Here is a 19,237-nt window from a genome sequence, read left to right as displayed (position 1 = left end):
TTGAGGCATGGCGCTTCCAAATCGAATCACTGCTGTCGTATCGAAGATTCCTGACCAGCAGACGCGGGATGCCGTCTGGCGATTTCTGAATCGCTGGCAGCATGAACAGAAGGTATTCACGGGTCGTGGGTGTCTGACTCGGGCCCACACGTTTCCACCGCCGACTCGAATTGCGCTGCGTCTGTCTCAGGTTCCCGGCGCGGATCTTGCGAGCTGGGCTTTTGACATGACGGGAACCTGCCTCGATTGGCTGGTGGAATCGTTCGCCCGCATGTACAAGAAGTCCGGGCAGATCAATCCGTCCGTGCGAAAGCAGTGCGAATACGTTCTCAAGGGTGGGCGTTGATTGCGGCGTAGGGGCCGGTCCTCGGGGATTCCTCCCGCTCGATCGTCGCCTGCTCCGGTCGGCCTGCTCAATTTCCGAGCAACATTCACATCCCAGCGGCCCGTCGACTCGAGTAGTTGCCGGGCCGCTTGCTTTGTGCGTCGCGCGCCCCGCGCGGGTGGCGGCGGGGTATCAATTCGCTAGAATGGCGGCAGCCGTTGTCGGCGGGATTCCGCGTCGACTGTGGTTCAAGTCCGGTTCGGCCCCATGCAACGTCCTGACCGGGACAACGGGTCAGATGGGAAACCAAGCAGCCCAGCTCTGTCAGCCCGTGTGCCGTGGATCGCCGAGCCGGACTTGAACGACAGGCGAGTTTATCGTGAATCGTGCCTGTCCCGCGGGCCCTTTGGTTTCGCTTGGGTTCGTGAATGCCGCATCCGCGACGCGCGGTTGTATCTGCTTGTTGGGAAACCAGGCGCGGCGTTGGCTGAATCGTCCGGTGCCGCGGCGGAGGCGTCATGTCCTACACCGTACTCGCCCGAAAATTTCGCAGTCAGAATTTCGACGAAGTGGTCGGCCAGGCACCGATCGTCGCGACGCTGAAGAATGCCATCGAACAGAATCGTGTGCACCACGGCTACCTTTTCTGCGGCACGCGAGGGGTCGGTAAGACCTCGATGGCCCGCATTCTGGCCAAGGCTCTTAATTGCCATGCATTTGAAGGCCCGACGGTCAAGCCATGCGGCGCCTGCGATTCATGTGTTGGAATCTCACGCGGCGACGATGTGGATGTCGTTGAGATCGACGCGGCCAGCAACACCGGCGTCGACAACATTCGCGAGCTTCGCAGCAATGCGGTGTATCGGCCGGCGAGATCGCGCTTCAAGGTGTATATCATTGACGAAGTTCACATGCTCAGCATGGGTGCATTCAACGCACTACTGAAGACTCTGGAAGAGCCGCCGAGCCATGTGAAGTTCATTTTTGCGACCACCGAAACGCAAAAGGTTCCCGCGACGATTCTCAGCCGCGTTCAGCGGTTTGATTTCAAGTCAATCCCGCCCGATGAGATCGAAGGCCAGATTCACTCGATCTGCAAGTCGGAGCATGTGGAGATTGATGCCGCCGCCGCGAAGCGCCTGGCTCGCCTTGCCAACGGCTCGATGCGCGACGCGCTCAGTCTGCTCGATCAGGTGCTCTCGATGGCGGGGAACAGGATCACAACCGCGATCGTGGATGAGCTACTTCCGGCTGCACACGATGAGTTGAACGCGGCATTGATCGATGCGCTGGCGGCCAACGACGCGGCGGAGGCGCTGGCCGTGATTGATCGGAGCCTTGGCGGTGGGGCAACGCTCGATCTCTGGTGCAGTCTGCTTATAAACCAGCTTCGTGATCTGATGGTCCTGCGCGTGGCCGGAGAGGAGACGGACCTCGTGGATGTACCATCCGGCCTGCGGTCGAGATTAGTCGAGCAGAGCCGCAAGTTCGATGGCGGCGCGTATGTCTTCATGATTACGGTGCTCGAAGAGCTTCGCCGTTCCGTGAAATCCAGCGGCAGCGGTCGAGCGCTGGTCGAGGCAGCAATCATTCGACTTGCCGAGGCGTCGAACTATTCCTCGATCGAATCGCTTCTCGGCGCGATCGGGCAGGGCACATCGAGCCGCGGCTCGGCCGCTGCATCCACGCGCGCGGCGACGGCTCCGGCACAGGCCATCAAGCCGGCGCCCCGGGTTGCCGCTTCTGAAAAAAAAAACGAGATAGCCGATGAGCGAACGGCCGGTTCCTCTCCGACTTCGACCGGGCTTGAATCGGATGCGCCTGCCAAGCGGCGACCGCTGACGCCCGGCTCGCGGATCATCGCCTCGGGCGAGCCAATCGCGCGCTCTGACGACCGCCGCGATGAAGAAGTGCGCGGCCTGCAGCAGCCGGTGCCGCCGATTGAGCCGGCCGCGGTTCGTGCACCGTCACCCGCTCCCGAATCCGCGACTATTGCGCATCGTACGACGCAGGAGGACATTCGGGCCGCGCAGAACGACCCGCTTGTTCGCGAGGTGCTGGACCTGTTCGGCGGGCAGATCGTGGATGTGCGCCGCAATCGTCAGGCGACGACGGAGGGGTTAGAATCTCCCGGCGAAGCAGACGAGGATGACGTCGCGTCGTGATCGTTTCGGCTTCGTGAATCGGCTTTACCCTTTAAGTGCAAAGTACTCTGTGAGGAAAATCGAATGTTTGGAAAGCTCGGCGAGATTGGCGGCATGATGAAGCAGGTCGCGCAGATGAAAGCGAAAATGCAGGAAATGCAGGAGCAGGCCGTCAATTTGCGGTTTGATGCCGAGAGCGGCGCGGGCATGGTCAAGGCGACCGTGAATGGGCGGATGGAATTGGTCGCGGTGAAGATATCGCCTGATGCAGTGGCGGGTGGCGACCTGGAGATGCTGGAGGACCTGGTGAAGGCGTCTGTCGCCGCGGCACAGAAAAAGGCCGCCGAAGGCATGAGAGCCGAGATGCAGAAGCTCACAGGCGGCATGAACCTTCCGGGACTCGATGCAATGCTGGGCGCGTAGGTTTCTTCATTGCACGCCGCGCCGACTCGTTCTGAGGGACCCTGGGCTGATAGTTCTCTTTCCGCCGTCACCCGGAATGAGCCATTCGATTTTCGCCCCGGCCGGTTGTGTGCGTGCCTTGCGTAACGGCCGGACCGAAGGATCCTTGAATGCCCGATCAGCTTCCGCCATCACTTGTTCGCCTGAAAGACGAGTTCAACAAGCTGCCGGGCATCGGGCCGCGCAGTGCCGAGCGTTTGGCATTTCATATTCTCAAATCCAACAAGGAAGAAGCGCTGGCGCTGGCTGGCGCAATCCGCGAAGTCAAGGAGATGGTTCGGCATTGCCGGATCTGTTTCAACCTGACGGAGGCGGATCCGTGCCCCATCTGCACGGATTCACGGCGGGATCAGTCGCAGGTCTATGTTGTCGAGCAGCCGAAGGACTTGATGTTGCTTGAATCGACAGGACTGGTTCGTGGCGTGTATCACGTCCTGCTTGGGCATATCGCCCCGCTGGACGGGATCGAGCCGGGGGATCTGACGATTGACGCTCTGCTTCAGCGCGTGAAGCGCGGGGGCATCAACGAGATCATCCTGGCGACGAATCCGACGATGGAAGGCGAGGGAACCGGTCTTCACATCAAGAGCGTCCTTGCGGGCACCGGCGTACAGATCACACGGCTGGCTCGCGGACTACCCAGTGGATCGCAGATCGAGTACGCCAGCCGAGCCGTGCTGCAGGATGCGATCGAGGGACGCCGCTCTTTCTGATCGCCGCTCGCGCGGTTCGCACCGGCTTGGCGCGGGATGAACTGGCCCGCAATCCAATGCTCGTCGGGAAGGTTCTCACCGTGCGCATCGATTCACTCCAATCGCGACGCGGACAGTCCGTTTCTTGTCTCACAATACGAGCGTTCTATCCGGATGGGCTGAATCCGAATTGAACGGCTTTGGCGGCGTTGGCCGGTTCGCGATGTCCAGCGGTCGCGGAAAGCCTAAGATAGCCATGATCATCTGATCGCCGGCCCCGAATGAGGGCCGGACATGCGCGGCATGTAATCGAATCGCCGCGAAGAAGGGAGCCGGGTTTCATGGTGACACCGTTCTGCATGGGCCGTACCGCGTTTTGGTTCGGGAATGGGCTGCGAGTCGTCGTCATTGCTGTTGCGGTCGGCTGCCTGGGTGCGGATCGCCCGGGATCGAGGTGTCTTGGAGATGACATCGGCGGGAACACATGGACGCAGTGGCGCGGACCGACGCGAGACGGACGAGCTGCGGATCGGCCGGTGTGGCCCGACGACCTGAAGGGCCTGAAGGAGGTTTGGCGGGTCAAGTTGTCGCCGAGCTATTCCGGGCCGATCGTGTCGGCGGATCGGATTTTTGTCACGGAGACGCGACGAGAGAAAGAAGAAGTGGTGCGGGCGTTTGACAGAGCGACCGGCAAGCAGATCTGGAGCGCGCGGTGGGACGGCGCGATGAAGGTTCCGTTTTTTGCGAGGGAGAATGGGGATTGGATTCGTTCCACGCCGGCGTTCGACGGCGAAACGCTCTATGTCGCGGGAATGCGGGACGTGCTCGTGGCACTATCTGTGGCTGACGGCCGGGAAATCTGGCGCGTGAATTTTCCGGAGTTCTACAAGGCGCCTTTACCCGATTTTGGCTTCGTCTCTTCGCCGCTGGTGATCGGTGAGTTTGTGTACGTTCAGGCGGGCGGTGGATTTGTGAAGCTCAACAAGCACACGGGCGAGCCGGTCTGGCGCGTGCTGGTCGACGGTGGCGGGATGTACGGCAGCGCGTTTTCGTCGCCTGTGCCGGCGCATCTGCATGGTCGCGAGCAGATCCTGGTGCAGACGCGGGAGAAACTCTGCGGCGTTGATCCGGACAGTGGCAAAGTTCTGTGGTCGCAGGTGGTGCCGTCGTTTCGGGGAATGAACATCCTGACGCCGACAGTGTATGCCGATGGTGTATTCACCAGTACCCACAAGAACAAGTCGTTTTTCTATGCAACGAAGCAGGGCGAGGGCGATTCGGTGGTCCTTTCCGAATTGTGGACGAACAAGGCGCAGGGCTACATGTCCTCGCCGATCGTCCGGGGTGACCACGTCTATCTGCATCTGGGCAACGGACGACTCTGCTGCATCGATCTGCGCACAGGTGAGCAGCGCTGGCGTTCGAAGTCATTTGGGAAATACTGGAGCATGGCGGCTCAAGATGACAAAGTACTGGCACTCGACGAGCGGGGGGAATTGATACTCTGGCTGGCCAATCCGGCTGAGTTCAAGCTGCTGGATCGGAGAAAGGTCGCCGATGCGGATTCGTGGGCCCATGTGGCGGTCTGCGGCGGCCAGGTCGTTGTTCGCGATCTTCGCGGGCTGTCGGTTTTTGATTGGAGTGCAGCCACTAAGTCGACGCCGTAGACTTGCCTGAATCTGATGATTGTATTTTTGAATCGCTCTGAGGCATGGACTCCGCTGCCATATGCTCGCCTTTTACGGGGTCGGCTCGCAAAGCGTTGCTAGGACCCCGAACTCCAAGCAGCGCATCAACATTCACGTCGATCGATTGCACGGCCTGACTTTTCCGTCCGGCTACGCGCCAAATTAGGGCGTTTACCCTAATTCGGGATCAAGGGGCCGAATTGCAATCAACATTTCAGTGAATAAATGTGATTTGGTTGGCTGTGGGCTGGCGAATTCACGCTTATTAATTAAGGCGTGACGATGGCGTGGCATTGACTGGCAGGCCTGCTTCGCCCGCTTTGGCCTGTTAGTCTTTGACCGTTGGGCTGAATTGCCCGGCGAAGAGCGTCCGATCACTGTCAACGCCTTGACCTCCTGCGGTGCCAGGGAGCTAGTTCGGGCCGGCTTCCTGGCACGCGGGGGTTGTACAAATTAGGGAGCAAAACTTGAAAGCGATTAAGACTCTTGCTATCTTGGAACTCTCGGGCGGGTTTCGTCGGTATCCGGGGAAACCAAATTCACCTTGAAGATCATTGTTGGATCGACCAGAGATCCACCGGGGGCGCGGTCTGTCCCGCGCCTGGCTGAACTGGTCATGGCTCAACTTCCTCATGGAAGCTTGAACTGAGCCACCTGATATGGAATCGACGAAGAGGATTCCGCAGGGCATGTTTGTCAATTCGCTCGTGATGCCTGCGAATCTTGGTCGTCCGTGAATCGAGGAAATTTAATGCGAATCGTCAGGCTGACTAATAGGTTGCTTCCGGTGGTTCTCTTCCTTGTCAATTCCTTGATCTCGGTCCGTCTGGCGGCTTCCGAGATTCAGGTGGAGGCGTGGACTCTGGGCACCAGAGTTACGGGTATCGGAGTCGGCACTGATTCAATTGTTTCGACCGTCCCCCAGTCGCCGTACTCGGCCCAACAAGTTGCAAGCGCACCACCATCGACCGCGAGCACTACGTACGAGGTGGCTTCAGACGCTTCAGGCCAATTTTACTTCCTCGCCGAAGGGTCGCACGCTGCCGCCGGGAATCCGGACCTTTCTTCCCGTTCGACCGGCGATCTGAGGCTGACGCCCCAGGTCGACTCCACGCTTGTCATTAATGGCAGCTACACCTACAGCCTCGCGGCGGGTGATCGGGAGGTGAGCTTCTTTGTCAATGTGACCGATGGCGGTGGTGCCCTTCTCTTCAATCAACAGTATTCCGTTAATGCGCTCATTGGAGACCCGCCATCCGGAACTCGTTCAATCAATGCGGAGATCCCTTTACAGCAGGGGATCCAGTACACGTTGCGATACAGCATGGAACTGCTGTCCTATAGCGGCAGCCCGGCCATCCTCTCCGCCGGCGGCGGATTTGTGCAGTTCTCTATCACTCCTGGATTGGGGCCCGGGGTCGACTGTAACGGGAACGGCAATGAAGATTCTCTGGACATTTTCGACGGCACGAGTTCGGACTGTAATTCAAACGGTGTGCCGGATGAGTGTGAGTTGATCGACAACGACTGCAATGGTGACGGCGTGCCGGATGAGTGCGAGCCGGATTGCAACTCCAATGGCCTGCCGGATTCCTGTGAGTTCGATGCACCTCCACTTGAGATCGCCAAGCTGACGGCGTCTGACGCGGCAAATGGTGACAACTTTGGCTACAGCATTTCGATCAGCGGCAATACGGCCGTGATCGGAGCTCTCGGGGACGACCACGCCGGTGGCACCGGTGCTGGATCAGCCTACGTTTTCCGTGAGAACGGCGGTGTCTGGCAGCCGATCGCCAAGCTGACGGCGTCTGACGCGGCAAATTTTGACCAGTTCGGTATCAGCGTTTCGATCAGCGGCGATACGGCCGTGATTGGCGCTTACCGGGACAGCCATGCCGGCGGCACCCAAGCCGGATCAGCCTACGTTTTCCGTGAGATCAGCGGCGTGTGGCAGCAGATCGCCAAGCTGACGGCGTCTGACGCGGCAAGCGGTGACTGGTTTGGCTCCAGCGTTTCGATCAGCGGCGATACGGCCGTGATTGGCGCTTATCGGGACAGCCATGCCGGCGGCACCCAAGCCGGATCAGCCTACGTTTTCCGTGAGATCAGCGGCGTGTGGCAGCAGATCGCCAAGCTGACGGCATCCGACGCTGCATCCTCCGACCTTTTCGGCATCAGCGTTGCGATCAACGGCAATACGGCCGCGATCGGAGCTCACCTTAACGATCATGCCGGCGGATTCGATGCCGGATCGGCCTACGTTTTTCAACTGCCCGGCATCGACTGCAACGGCAACGGCATTCCGGACGAATGCGACATCGCCGATATGACCAGCGCCGACTGCAACGAAAACGGCATTCCGGATGAATGCGAGACCGCCATCTGCGATCACCCGGACTTTGTCGTCACCAGCATCTCCTTCCCGGACATCGGCGTCGCGGGCGAATCGATCGACGTGCGGTTCGTCATCGAAAACACGGGCACGGCCGATGCTGTTGGCACCTGGACTGATCGTGTTTACTTCTCGGCGGACGATCAGGTTGGTGATGACCTTCTGGCCGGTAGCGCAGTATTCGATGGATTGCTCGGGGTGGGACAGTATTACGAGCAGATCGTCGCGGTTGCATTGCCGGCGAATGCGGGTGTGTATCATGTCGTTGTGCGAACGGACGCGACGAACAGCCTGTTCGAGGGAGTTGGTGAGTCGAACAACGATGCGGTCAGTGTGGATACTATTCATGTTCTGCCGATTCCGCGTCCGAACCTCGTGGTGGCGCCGTTCTCGGTGCCGCTGTTCGGATTGGCCGGTCAGGAGTTTGACCTTCGATTCACGGTAAGAAACGAGGGGAGCGACACGGCGGTCGGTCCGTGGAATGATCGCGTCTATTTCTCGTCGGATGATCAGATCGGCGGAGATACGGCGGTAGCCACGCTGAGTTATCCGGCTGCGCTGGCGCCGGACTTTGAGTACGAGCGTGTGGTAAGGATCAGGCTGCCGGGGACTCCGGGACCGCATTGGGTGGTTGTGAAGACCGATGCGGACGACGCCGTCGAGGAAGGCTCTGGGGAATCAGACAACACCGCAATAAGTGACATGGCGGTCGAGGTTCAGGCCCTGCCATTGGCGGACCTGGTGGTTGAGAACGTGGTCGCTCCCGGCGGCGCGGTTGTATCCGGCACGAGTACGCTGATCACGTGGAAGGTTCGAAATATCGGCGTCGCATCCACCTCGGCCACGCAATGGGTGGATGAGGTCTTTCTATCAACGGCTCCGAACCTGTCGCTGGAGGTTCCGGGTGGCGATCAGTTGATTTGCGGCGAGCCTTTTTACTATCTAGCGGCGCGGGTGGGTAATCAGAGCTATCTTGGGATCAACGGCGAGTACACGTCGTCGGCACTAATCTCGATTCCGCCGCATATTCAGGCGAATACAGTTTATGTGTATGTGGTGGCGGATCGTGTAGGCTGCCACAACGTTTCTGGTAATGTTTCTGAATTGAGCGACACGAACAATCTGAGTCGAAGTGAAAATCAGTTCTCAATCACCCTCCAGTCGCAGGCGGACCTGGTGGCGGCTGACAATCTGGTCTCTTACTTTCCTCCGGAGGTCGTGCCGTCAGCCTCGAGCTTTACGGTCAACTGGGTGACTAGCAATGAAGGCGCTGGCCCCACTTCAAGCGGAACGTGGATGGACGATGTGTATTTGTCAACGAATTCAAATCGATCGATTGACGCCGGCGATATCCTTCTCGGTCAGCGAACCCGATCAGGGCCACCGCTCGCCGCCACATCGAGCGACCCCATGGCGAGCATCACAAGAGTGCTGCCTCAGGAGTTGTCCGGGTTGTTCTTTGTGAAAATTCGGATCGACAAGAATAACAACGTCTCCGAGATCGGCTATGCGGACAACAACATCGCTGTCAGCAATAGTCAGGTGACGGTCACGCTGAGTCCACCACCGAACCTTCGGCCCGTATCCGTGCAGCCTGTTACCGTCGGCTTTCCTGCGCATCCGATCAGTGTCACATATGAGACCGAGAATGCCGGCGCGCCTCCCGTCAGCGGACTCGGATGGCGGGATGAACTCTATCTGTCAACGGCGCCGACCTTGGAAGGCGGGACGAATATTCTGCTTGGTTCGGTGTATCGAAGCACGTTTTTCCAGAATGGGCAGTATGTTGTGCCTCCGACGGCGACACTGAACAGCACGATGCCAGTGTCGCTGCAAGCCGGTCAGTATCATGTGATCGTGAAACTAGACGCGGATAACACGGTCAGCGAAGGGAATGATGAGAATGACAACATTCTTGCATCGGATCCCATCCTGGTCACGCTGCTATCGGCTGACTTGCGGATCGCCGCAGGATCAGTCGGCTACGAACTCCCGACTTCGGCCGTGGCCGGACAATCAGTGTCGATGACATGGACCGTGTCGAATGAGGGGACCGCATCGACACCCGTGAGCTTCTGGTATGACGCCGTATACCTGTCAGCGGATCAGACGTTGGGCGGGGGTGACGTTCGCCTTGCGATGGTCACCCACAACGGTGCGTTGGCGGTGGGTGCATCGTACGTGGGTCAGCGAACAGTGCAGATCCATCCATCGACTGCGAGTGGTCTGTATTATCTGCTGTTTGTGACGGACGACGGCTCGCACGTCTATGAGCAATCGCCTGGCGAGTCGAACAATGTTTCATCGACCGTGCCGTTTGTGATTCATCCGCCGGATCCGATATTTCTTGCGGATCTCAAAGCGACGCAATTGAGTAGTCCGCCATCGACTGAACCAGGCGCGGCGTTTGTCGTCGAGTTCCGGGTGCAAAATTCAGGCAATGTGGCGACCGCGGTATCGTCGTGGCGCGACCGAATATACCTCTCGGTCGATCATTGGCCGGATAGTGGTGACATCGTTCTGGCAACCGTGCCGCGAACTCAGGCCTTGGGAGTGGGTCAGGAGTATGTCGTTCAGCAACTGGTGAACATTCCAATCATCTCAGGAGGGGAGTACCGACTGATCCTTGGCTGCGATGTGAACAACGAGGTTCTGGAGTCTTCTGAATCCAATAATTTGCTCAACGTGCCAATCTTTGTGGACGGCCCACCGCTGCCGGCGCCCAATTTGGCGGTGACATCGGTTTTGGCGACCCAGATGCTGGAGTCCGGCGGATCAATGGACGTGACCTGGATTGTTCAAAACGGTGGCGAACTGCCGACGCCTTCGGGTTTGTGGCGGGACTCGATTTATCTTTCAGTGAATTCCGCACTCACGCCGGACGATCTGTTGCTGGGTGAGTTCGTTCATTCAGGTGTGCTCAACGATGGTGACGAACGCGAGATTTCGCAGCAGTTCTCGATCTCGTGTGCTGTGAGTGGGTCCTACTACGTCATCGTTCGGACTGATTCTGCCGGGCATATCGATGAGAACGGCCGAGAGAGTGACAATTCAATGGCATCTGAGGATGTTATACTGATTCAGTCGCTACAAGCGCCAAACCTCCGAGTGCAGGAAGTATCCGCTCCAACTTCGATCGTTGCAGGGCAAAGTGTCGGCGTATCCTGGACGACAGTGAATGGGGGGGCGGGGCCGACGTGCGCGGTGTCCTGGCGAGATGCCGTCTACTTGTCACTCGATCTGATTCTTGATCCGCAGCTGGATCGATTACTCGGGACATACACTCATTCGGATCCACTAGGGGCCGGTGAGTCGCGTCCGGTCGACGCAAGTTTCGTCATTCCCCCCGGACTATCTGGACCGTATTTCGTCATCGTCCGGGCTGACGCTTACAACCAGGTCGGCGAGTCATTGGAGGTCGACAACGACAGGCACACAAATGAAATAACCCATATCGTCCTGCCGTCACCTGGCGATCTGATCGTCAGCAGTGTCTCTACGCCGGAGGGAGGGTTGATTGGCGAGGAGGTCGAATTCGCGTGGTCAGTTGAGAATGCCGGCGACGTGTCGGTAACCGGGGTATGGAGTGACTCGATCTATCTCTCCGACGACGTATCATGGGATGTTAACGACATGCTGGTCGAGCGGGTCCAGAACCCTTTTACCAACATCCCTGGTGGGCATGAGACCGCGACGTTCTCGAAGTGGATTGCTCTTCCAGCAGTCGCTCCTGGTGACTATCACGTTATTGTCCGGGCCGACATTCTGAACCAGATTCCGGAAACGGATATTAATAACAACATTGGACATTCCACTGAGAAAATTCATGTAGGCGTGCGTTCGATCGAACTGGGGCAGCCGTTGAATCTGCCTCTGCCGGCTGGGGGGAGTCAGTACTTGGCTCTGGCGGTTCCGAACGCAGGTGAGACCGTCAAGATCACTCTGGATCACGACAGTGCGGACGCATGGACCCAGTTGTATGTGCGAAAGGGTGAAGTGCCGAGCGTCGGACAATTCGATCTGCTATCTGACCGTCCGAACGAGGCAAACCAGACCTTGTTTATTCCGACGACGGAAGCGGCGGCGTACTACATACTCGCCCGCGCGACGGCAGGAACCTCGTCCCCGTCAGGTGTCAATGCGACCATTCTTGCGACGATTGTTCCATTCGGCATTACTTCGGTAATGCCTCCGGTCGTCGGGAATGGTGATCGTGTGACGTTACGAATCGGGGGATCGAGACTGGGGAGCGATGTCGCCGTGGAGCTTCGAGCATCCGGCGGGTTGGTTATTGCGCCGGAGTATGTTCGGGTCGTCGACGGACAGAACCTTCGAGCGCGTTTTGATTTGTCGAACGCTCCGCTTGGACTTTATGACGTCGCCCTCATTGAAGCAGGCGGGCAGGTTGTCACGTTGCCAGGCGCAGTCACCATCGAGCCCGCGAGTGAACTGGCGACATCCATCACCGGAAACGGGGAATTGGATCCTCGGGCGGGGACGGCATTTATCGCGAATGGTGTGATTCAAAATTCGAGCAATGTCGATGTCCCCTATGTGACGATACTGGCAGATTTTAGTGGGAATGCGGTGATCGGATGGAGTCGACCGGAGGATTCACTTCCGCGCGTGTCGGATTTTTCGGAAGACGCGTGGGCCATTCAGTCACCTACGGCAAGTTTCTTCGGAGGGCATACGTATGATACATTCTACATTCGTGACCTCGGCCCAAGCGAAGCAGTCAGTTTTTCCGCAGTTGTGACGGAGTTTGTGGAAGGGCCATTTAATTTTGAACTCAGCGTGCATCCCGGCACATATGAGGAGTTTGCGTCCGGCCTCGCCGGACGCATCGAGACAATTAGACAATATCTGCTCAACTCCAATTTTGCAGATCTGCCTGCAGAATTGCAATCGCTGGTAAACGACCAGGCAGCCTGGAAGGCGTACTTTACGGAGTCGTTTGTCGAGACCGGATTCATCGACGGCCCACCGACATCGTCAGCTTCATTCGGGTGCGATGGATTTGCTAACTGTGCAGGACTCGCACTAATCGGGCCACTGACAAACGGTCTGTCGGATTGTACGTTTGCTGGAGCGGGCGTGCGTCGTTGCGTCACCAAGAAGATACTCCAGTATGGATCTGGCTTGTTGAAATGCTATCGCAACCACTGCAATCCACAGTGTTCAGATTGCGAGGGGGATCAACTCGCTTGGCGCTCGTGCTCGTTTCTTGACGTGATTGGCGCCTATTTCGCGGTCAACAGCAGCGCGTGCGGTTCAGCGCGAGGCGCGATTGATCCGAACGAGAAGTCAGGTCCATCCGGTACGGGCGGTACGCAGCGGATGGTTGCTGCCAGACCGCTGCAGTACACTATTCATTTCGAGAATCTAAGCAGCGCCAGTGCCCATGCAGGCACGGTCCGGATTACGGACAAGCTTAGCGCAGCCCATAATCTTGGAAGTGTCCGGTTCGGCGATATTCGAATCGGCGATGTCACAATTACAGATTTAAGGGACCGGTTTGCTTATTCCCGAAGCTACGATCTTACAGAGTCGAAGGGGATCATTCTCAACGTAATTGCCGGTGTCGACTCAGTGCGTCGCGAAGCTTATTGGATCTTGCAGAGCATTGATCCGAACACGGGCCTTCCGCCGGCGGATCCAAATCGAGGAATTCTACCACCGGAAGATGGCTCTGGAAGAGGCACGGGTTACGTTGAATTGCTTGCAGCGCCGTCACCTTCCGCAGGTACCGGCGCGCCGATCCCCAACGAGAGCGAAATCGCATTTGATTCCCAGGCGATTTTTGTGACGAACACGGTGATGAACACGCTTGATGCGGATCGACCAGCCAGCTCCGTCACGCCATTGCCACCGCAAAGCCCGAACCCTCAGCTCCCGTTAACGTGGACCGGCGTCGATCCGCCCGGCGGTAGCGGACTGGCAGGCTTCTCCGTCATGGTGCAATCGAGCGCGTCGCCGCTGACAACTTTCCAGCCGAGTGTTGCGGCGGCGATTCCGTCACTGATTGATACATTGGAGCAGGCGCAGACATTCGAAGGGCAGCCGGGGCGCCGATACTGGTTCTTTTCAGTTGCGAAGGACCGTGTGGGCAACCTCGAACTCGCACCGGTCGCGGCAGACGCAGAGACATACATCCCATTGCGCGAGCCGAATCCTCCCGAAGTGTTGTTACGGACGGCAGCGACCGTCAATCTCGGGCTCGGACTAAACCAGACTGTGCCGCAGAACCCTGCTGAGACGGAATATGCTGTTATTGAGAACAATTCGGGACGATACCTGGGCACGGACGGGAGACTACAGGCGACGCCGTTCTGGCAGCCCGCAGCCGCATGGCCCAACCTAGTTACGATTCGGGCGCTTCAATACGAAACGGTCTACGGCTTCCGGATCATGGCAAGGAATGCCTTTCCCGGAGACAGTCCACTCAGTTCTGTTGCGAATGCGCAGACGCGCATCAGCGGCGACGTCAACGGCGACGGGGTCGTTACTCAGGCGGATGTCGATATTGTGACAGGCGCGTTGGGGACCCAGTACGGTCAGGCGGGCTTCGTCGCGTCGGCCGATTTGAATGGGGATAGCCGCGTGAATTTCAGTGATTTCGCTCTGGTCAGTAGCGCGCTTCCGTGCAGTGGTCCCGGGACAGGCGATTTTGACGGCAGTGGAGCGGTGGGTCTTTCGGATATTCAGATGTTTGTCAGCGAATTGCTGAATCCATCGGTACAGGGTAGTTGCGTCGGTGATGTCAACGGAGACGGAAGATTCGATGGATTAGACATTCAGTATTTCGTTGATTTGTTGCAGTAGCTTTAAGCCTGAAATGCGGAGCGGAAAACATGAAACATGATGTGATCATCACGGGAATTCTTGTCGGCTTGTTGTCGGCGATCAATTCGGTGAATGCGGCAGATTATGAAGTTTCGGCCCTGTTTGGCGGACAATCGCCGACGGCCGTGCCGGGCGCGGTCGTTCAATTACGCGTATTGGCCCGGACGCAGCAGGGCGATAACCTTGTCGGTGCAGGGCACGTGGCGTTTGCGATTGATCTAGAGTTGTCGGGCAGCCTGAATTTGTCCGCGACCGCGATTTCAAATGTGGATTTGAATGCGGTCGTTTTTAATAATCTCGTGTTGTCATCAGCAGGTCTGGCGCAGGGCAACCATTATGTCGGCACGTCCGGAATCACGACCGACCTGATTCCCCCGAACCCCGGTTCTGTCGTGGGGGACGTTGTTCGGCTTTTTGATTTTGATTTGACGATTCCGGCGACGGCGCAGATCGGACAGTTCCTGACAATTACTCCGAGTGAGGGCGATCGTGGAAACGTGGCCGCGACGATGGATTTCGCTTCGGTGTTTCCGCAGGAATTCGTTCCGGCGACTGTGTTTATTGTGCCGGAGCCCGCGGTGCTGACGCCGATCTGTCTTTTCTGGATTTTGCTTGGCCGACCGAGGCGAGACTTGCGCAATTAAGATCGAGGCTTTCTATCTCGACGGAATCCCGAGCGATCCCCGCTCCTGTCAGGGGGATCCGCGCGCGGCCCGTCGCGTTTGCGGGATTTCGAGGATTAGGCAATCGCTTGCACGGAAGGAAAAAAGGGGGATGCGGGACCCGGTGATCTGCGCATCACATCAAGGACATTCAAGACTCAAATGACAGGCACACATGCAAGGCATTTGTCCGAGTTAAGGAGATTAAAATGAAATTGCGAATCGTCGGATTGATCCTGATGGTTGGATTTCCCGTGGCAGCGCGGGCTGATATCGAGGTTCAGTGGGCAAACGGCTCGGATGGGGATCTGAATGTGACCGCCAATTTGGTGCGTGATCTGTCTGAAGCTGAGACGATCTCGCTCGCCGAGTTTGAAGCCGGCATGAACCCCAGCCCCGGCAAGGGCGTGTACATTCCTGAGAAAAGGGCGGTGGTGTTTCGGTACTCGAGCGTGAATATTAACGCGAGCCGGACGCTGACATTCAAGAATCACCCGTCACGTGCGCCTGTCGTGTGGCTTGTTTCCGGCGATGTCACAATTTCCGGGCTTCTTAGTGTGAACGCGACGCAGATGGGCGGCGCTGACGGTCAATTTGGTGAACCTGGGCCGGGCGGATTCCGAGGAGGCCGAGGAAATCATGGCCTGGGACAACTGCAATCCGGAGGGTTGGGGCCGGGCGGCACACGGAACCTGGCGAATGGGCAAGGCCCGTACGGTGGCAGCCATGCGACGCCAGGATCGTCTGGTTCAGGAGTATCGAGTGCTGGGCCGACTTATGGAAATGCCAGCATTACACAGTTGCTTGGTGGATCTGGGGGTAGCGGCGCATTGTATCTGCCCACCGGCAGTTCGGCGATCGGTGGATGTGGAGGCGGTGGTGGTGGCGCTATCTTAATCGCCTGCCAAGGCATTTTGAGAATCAATTCCAGCGGTGGCATTGAAGCAAATGGCGTAGGGGGTGGAGATTCCTCTTCATCAGGTGGAAGCGGTGGCGCCATTAAGCTCATAGCCGATCAGATTATTGGTTCGGGTCGCCTTCGAGCAGTCGGTGGCCCGAGTAGTTTCTTCGGTGCTGGTGCCGGCGGCGCCGGTCGCATTCGACTTGAATCAACCAGCACAGCCGTATCCGACTATGTTCCAGACGCAAGTTTCGGTGTACCTGCGCAACCTGTGATCGTGTGGCCGCCCGCGGAGACGCCGATCGTCGAGATCATTTCAATCGGAAGTGCCGTAGTCCCAGCCGATCCCCACGCGAGTCTTGATTATCCGAATTACGACGTTCCACTGGCGGAAGCAGGAGAGGTCGTCGTTCAGATCAAGTGCAAGAATATTCCACTTCCACCAGTCGCATGGACGCTCGACGTTCGCGTCATTCCGAAAATGGGCCAGGACTTCACAGTCGAGGCGGAATATGTGAGCGGCAATTTTGAGGAATCCACATGGGAAGCGCGGATCACCTTCGCCGACGGCTTCTCAGTGGTCCAGGCGCACGGCAGGCAACCGTCGTGACCGTTTGTGATTGATTGCAATCAATTGCGTCTCGCGGAATTACGCGCCACTGCTGATGCACACTGACGCCCGATTGACGAGTGAGAGTCTTCTGTCCGGCTGCGACTCAGGATTTCCCTGAATCAGGACAAGTCAATGACATTCCGACTTTCAAAACAATCGAAGCAATCCGAACGTCATCGGCACTCGTTCCTGAGTGGCGGCTTGCGATCGTCAACCGGGTTGCGACGCGCGGCGATGGTCGCGATATTGGGATTGTCGAATTTGTTTCTGGCGGACTTATTGGCGGATACGGGGGACGCGGTTTCCCTGGAGATTTCTGTGCTGAATGACTCTATCGGCACTGAACTGCCGATGGACGCCGTTTCACGGGAAGTCAGCGTCTATCTCCAATCTTCCCTCGAAACCGTTGACACGGATGCAGTGTCGCGCGAAGTCTCCGTCCTGGTTGGCGCGGTTCCTGAAGCGCCCGCCACGAATGCCGTATCACGCGAAGTTAGTGTTTATGTCGTTTCGATCGTCGATATGAACTTATCGAATGCGACCTCTTGTGAAGTGAGTGTCTATCAAGAGTCGGCAGACGATCGGGAATCGCGTGACGCCGTCTCCCGGGAAGTCAGCATCTACGCGGCCTTGCCGGATCTATCGCTGGAGAGCGTGACTGCATCGGAGTTTGTGATTTATGGCGAGAATGCCGATGTGAGCTGGACCGTGCGAAACATCGGCCCCGGCGTCGCATCGGGTACATGGGTTGACCATGTCTACCTCTCCGAAGATACGATATTTGATCCCGGAGACCTCTTCGTGGCGGAAATCGCGCATACGAATTCGCTGCCTCCGAATGAGACATATCAATCGTCGGCGTCTGTTCCTGCGCCGGCCTGCGAGACCGGTGTTTACTACTTCATTGTATTCGTTAATGCCAGTGCAGTCCTGAATGAACTACCGTTGGGCGGCGCCAATGTGAGCGCGGCTGACGCGACTCAGGTGGTCGTGCTCTCGGATGACTGCAACGGAAACGGTGTGCCGGACACAACCGATCTCATCGAGTCGATCGACTTCAGCATTGTGGCGTCGATGCAGACAGGTGGCGGACCTGGGTTCGTTGCTGAAGGGGATCTGGATATGGATGGCGACATCGATCTCGCTGTCGTGAATTCCTCCGATAGCACGATCTCGTTATTCTTGAATAACGGCGACGGGACCTTCACAATGGCGGCACCCATCACGGTCAGCAACGGGCCGCGCGCGGTCTGCATTGCCGACCTCGATAATGACGGCCTTCCTGACATGGCCGTTACTTGTTTTACCGCAAACTCAATCACGCTTTTGCGGAACCAGGGCGGTGGGCAGTTCGTCCCAGTTGCACCGTTCGTGACTGGGAACCAGCCGTTCGGTGTTGCTGCGGGTGACATCGACGGCGATGGCTTTATCGACCTTCTCGTCGGCCGGGCCGAGGCGAATAGCCCATCTGTGTGCGTTCATCGCAACATGGGTAATCTGGTGTTTGGTAGCGCAGAAGCGGTCACCGTGCTGAATGGTTCGGGTAATGGTGTGCGTCCGCGCAGTGTCGCTTTGGCGGATGTCGACGGCGATGGCGACCTCGATATCATCTCTGGCAACGGTGATGCGAATATCGTCGGCTCAGTGTCCATCGTACGGAACATCGGTGGTCAATTCTCCACATCGCCCGAGGTTTATTCAGTCGGAATGTTCCCATACGACGTGACGCTCGCCGATTGGAATAACGACGGAGCGATTGATATCGGCGTGGTCAATGCGTCATCCGGCTCAGCCACACTGCTTCGGAATAACGGATCCGGCCAGTTTACGGCTCTCACAACGATGTTGACCGGCAGCGCACCAAGGCGAATTCGCGCGCTCGACTTGAACGCCGATGGCTGGGTTGATGTTGTGATCGCTAACTACGGGTCCAACACTGTGACAGCATATAAAAATGAGGGCAACGGCGGCTTCATGCCGGCATATGCATGGGATTTTGGCCAAAATTCAGGGTGTCACGGTCTGGCCATCGGAGACTTTAATGACGACGGCCGCAGCGATTTTGCCGTCGCGAATCTGACTGCCGCAACATGCGTCGTGTTTCATAATCGATCTACTTCGGAGAGTGACTGCAATGAAAACGGTATACTCGACGAATGCGATGTGCGTTGCGGCTCAAGTCTGGACTTGGATGAGAATGGGATTCCGGACGAATGCCAGGTACCGGGCAACTGCACTTCCTGTCCGGGGGATCTGACGGGAGACCACGTTCGCGATGGCCAGGATATACAGGCGTTCGTCGATTGCATGATCGGCGAATCGATCGCCGAGGGGTGCGGGTGTGCGGACATGGTCGCCGACGGCAGCCTCTCACTGGATGATATTGCCGAATTCACCGCACGCTTACTGGTCGACCATGTATGCGAATAGGGGCAACTCCGTCAACACGTCTGAATGAGGATTTCCTGGATCCAGGCAAATGAGGCGAATTTCATGAAATGCCTCTTACACC

General features: G+C 57.7%; 9 protein-coding genes and 1 other RNA gene. All 10 read left to right on the top strand.

Annotated features, from left to right (window positions below):
* Window positions 1-7: 7 nt before the first annotated feature.
* Window positions 8-346: a hypothetical protein gene (locus KF841_02245; GenBank protein ID MBX3394166.1), complete on the top strand. Its 339-nt coding sequence runs from the start codon at window positions 8-10 to the stop codon at window positions 344-346.
* 235 nt (window positions 347-581) lie between these two features.
* Window positions 582-681: signal recognition particle sRNA small type (gene ffs, locus KF841_02240), an RNA gene on the top strand.
* A 162-nt stretch (window positions 682-843) separates the two neighbouring features.
* Window positions 844-2,490 (top strand): DNA polymerase III subunit gamma/tau, encoded by a 1,647-nt coding sequence (gene dnaX / locus KF841_02235; GenBank protein MBX3394165.1) that lies wholly within the window; start codon window positions 844-846, stop codon window positions 2,488-2,490.
* A gap of 63 nt (window positions 2,491-2,553) precedes the next feature.
* On the top strand, window positions 2,554-2,892 hold the full coding sequence (locus tag KF841_02230; protein ID MBX3394164.1) for a YbaB/EbfC family nucleoid-associated protein: 339 nt from the start codon (window positions 2,554-2,556) through the stop codon (window positions 2,890-2,892).
* Window positions 2,893-3,041: 149 nt separating this feature from the next.
* Window positions 3,042-3,644, top strand: a complete 603-nt coding sequence (gene recR, locus KF841_02225; GenBank protein MBX3394163.1) for a recombination mediator RecR — start codon at window positions 3,042-3,044, stop codon at window positions 3,642-3,644.
* A 338-nt stretch (window positions 3,645-3,982) separates the two neighbouring features.
* Window positions 3,983-5,290, top strand: a complete 1,308-nt coding sequence (locus KF841_02220; GenBank protein MBX3394162.1) for a PQQ-binding-like beta-propeller repeat protein — start codon at window positions 3,983-3,985, stop codon at window positions 5,288-5,290.
* Window positions 5,291-6,299: 1,009 nt separating this feature from the next.
* Complete coding sequence (locus tag KF841_02215; protein MBX3394161.1) at window positions 6,300-14,528, top strand: hypothetical protein; 8,229 nt, start codon at window positions 6,300-6,302, stop codon at window positions 14,526-14,528.
* A gap of 29 nt (window positions 14,529-14,557) precedes the next feature.
* Entirely contained in the window at window positions 14,558-15,193 is a 636-nt protein-coding gene (locus KF841_02210) for a hypothetical protein (protein ID MBX3394160.1), read from the top strand.
* A 227-nt stretch (window positions 15,194-15,420) separates the two neighbouring features.
* On the top strand, window positions 15,421-16,722 hold the full coding sequence (locus tag KF841_02205; GenBank protein MBX3394159.1) for a hypothetical protein: 1,302 nt from the start codon (window positions 15,421-15,423) through the stop codon (window positions 16,720-16,722).
* Window positions 16,723-16,926: 204 nt separating this feature from the next.
* Window positions 16,927-19,155, top strand: coding sequence for a VCBS repeat-containing protein (locus KF841_02200; protein MBX3394158.1), 2,229 nt, complete (start codon window positions 16,927-16,929; stop codon window positions 19,153-19,155).
* Window positions 19,156-19,237: the final 82 nt, after the last annotated feature.

The organism is Phycisphaerae bacterium, assembly GCA_019636475.1.
Taxonomy (GTDB): Bacteria; Planctomycetota; Phycisphaerae; order UBA1845; family UTPLA1; genus JADJRI01.
Note: the sequence above shows the minus strand (reverse complement) of the source record. Positions and strands in the feature narration are given on the sequence as shown.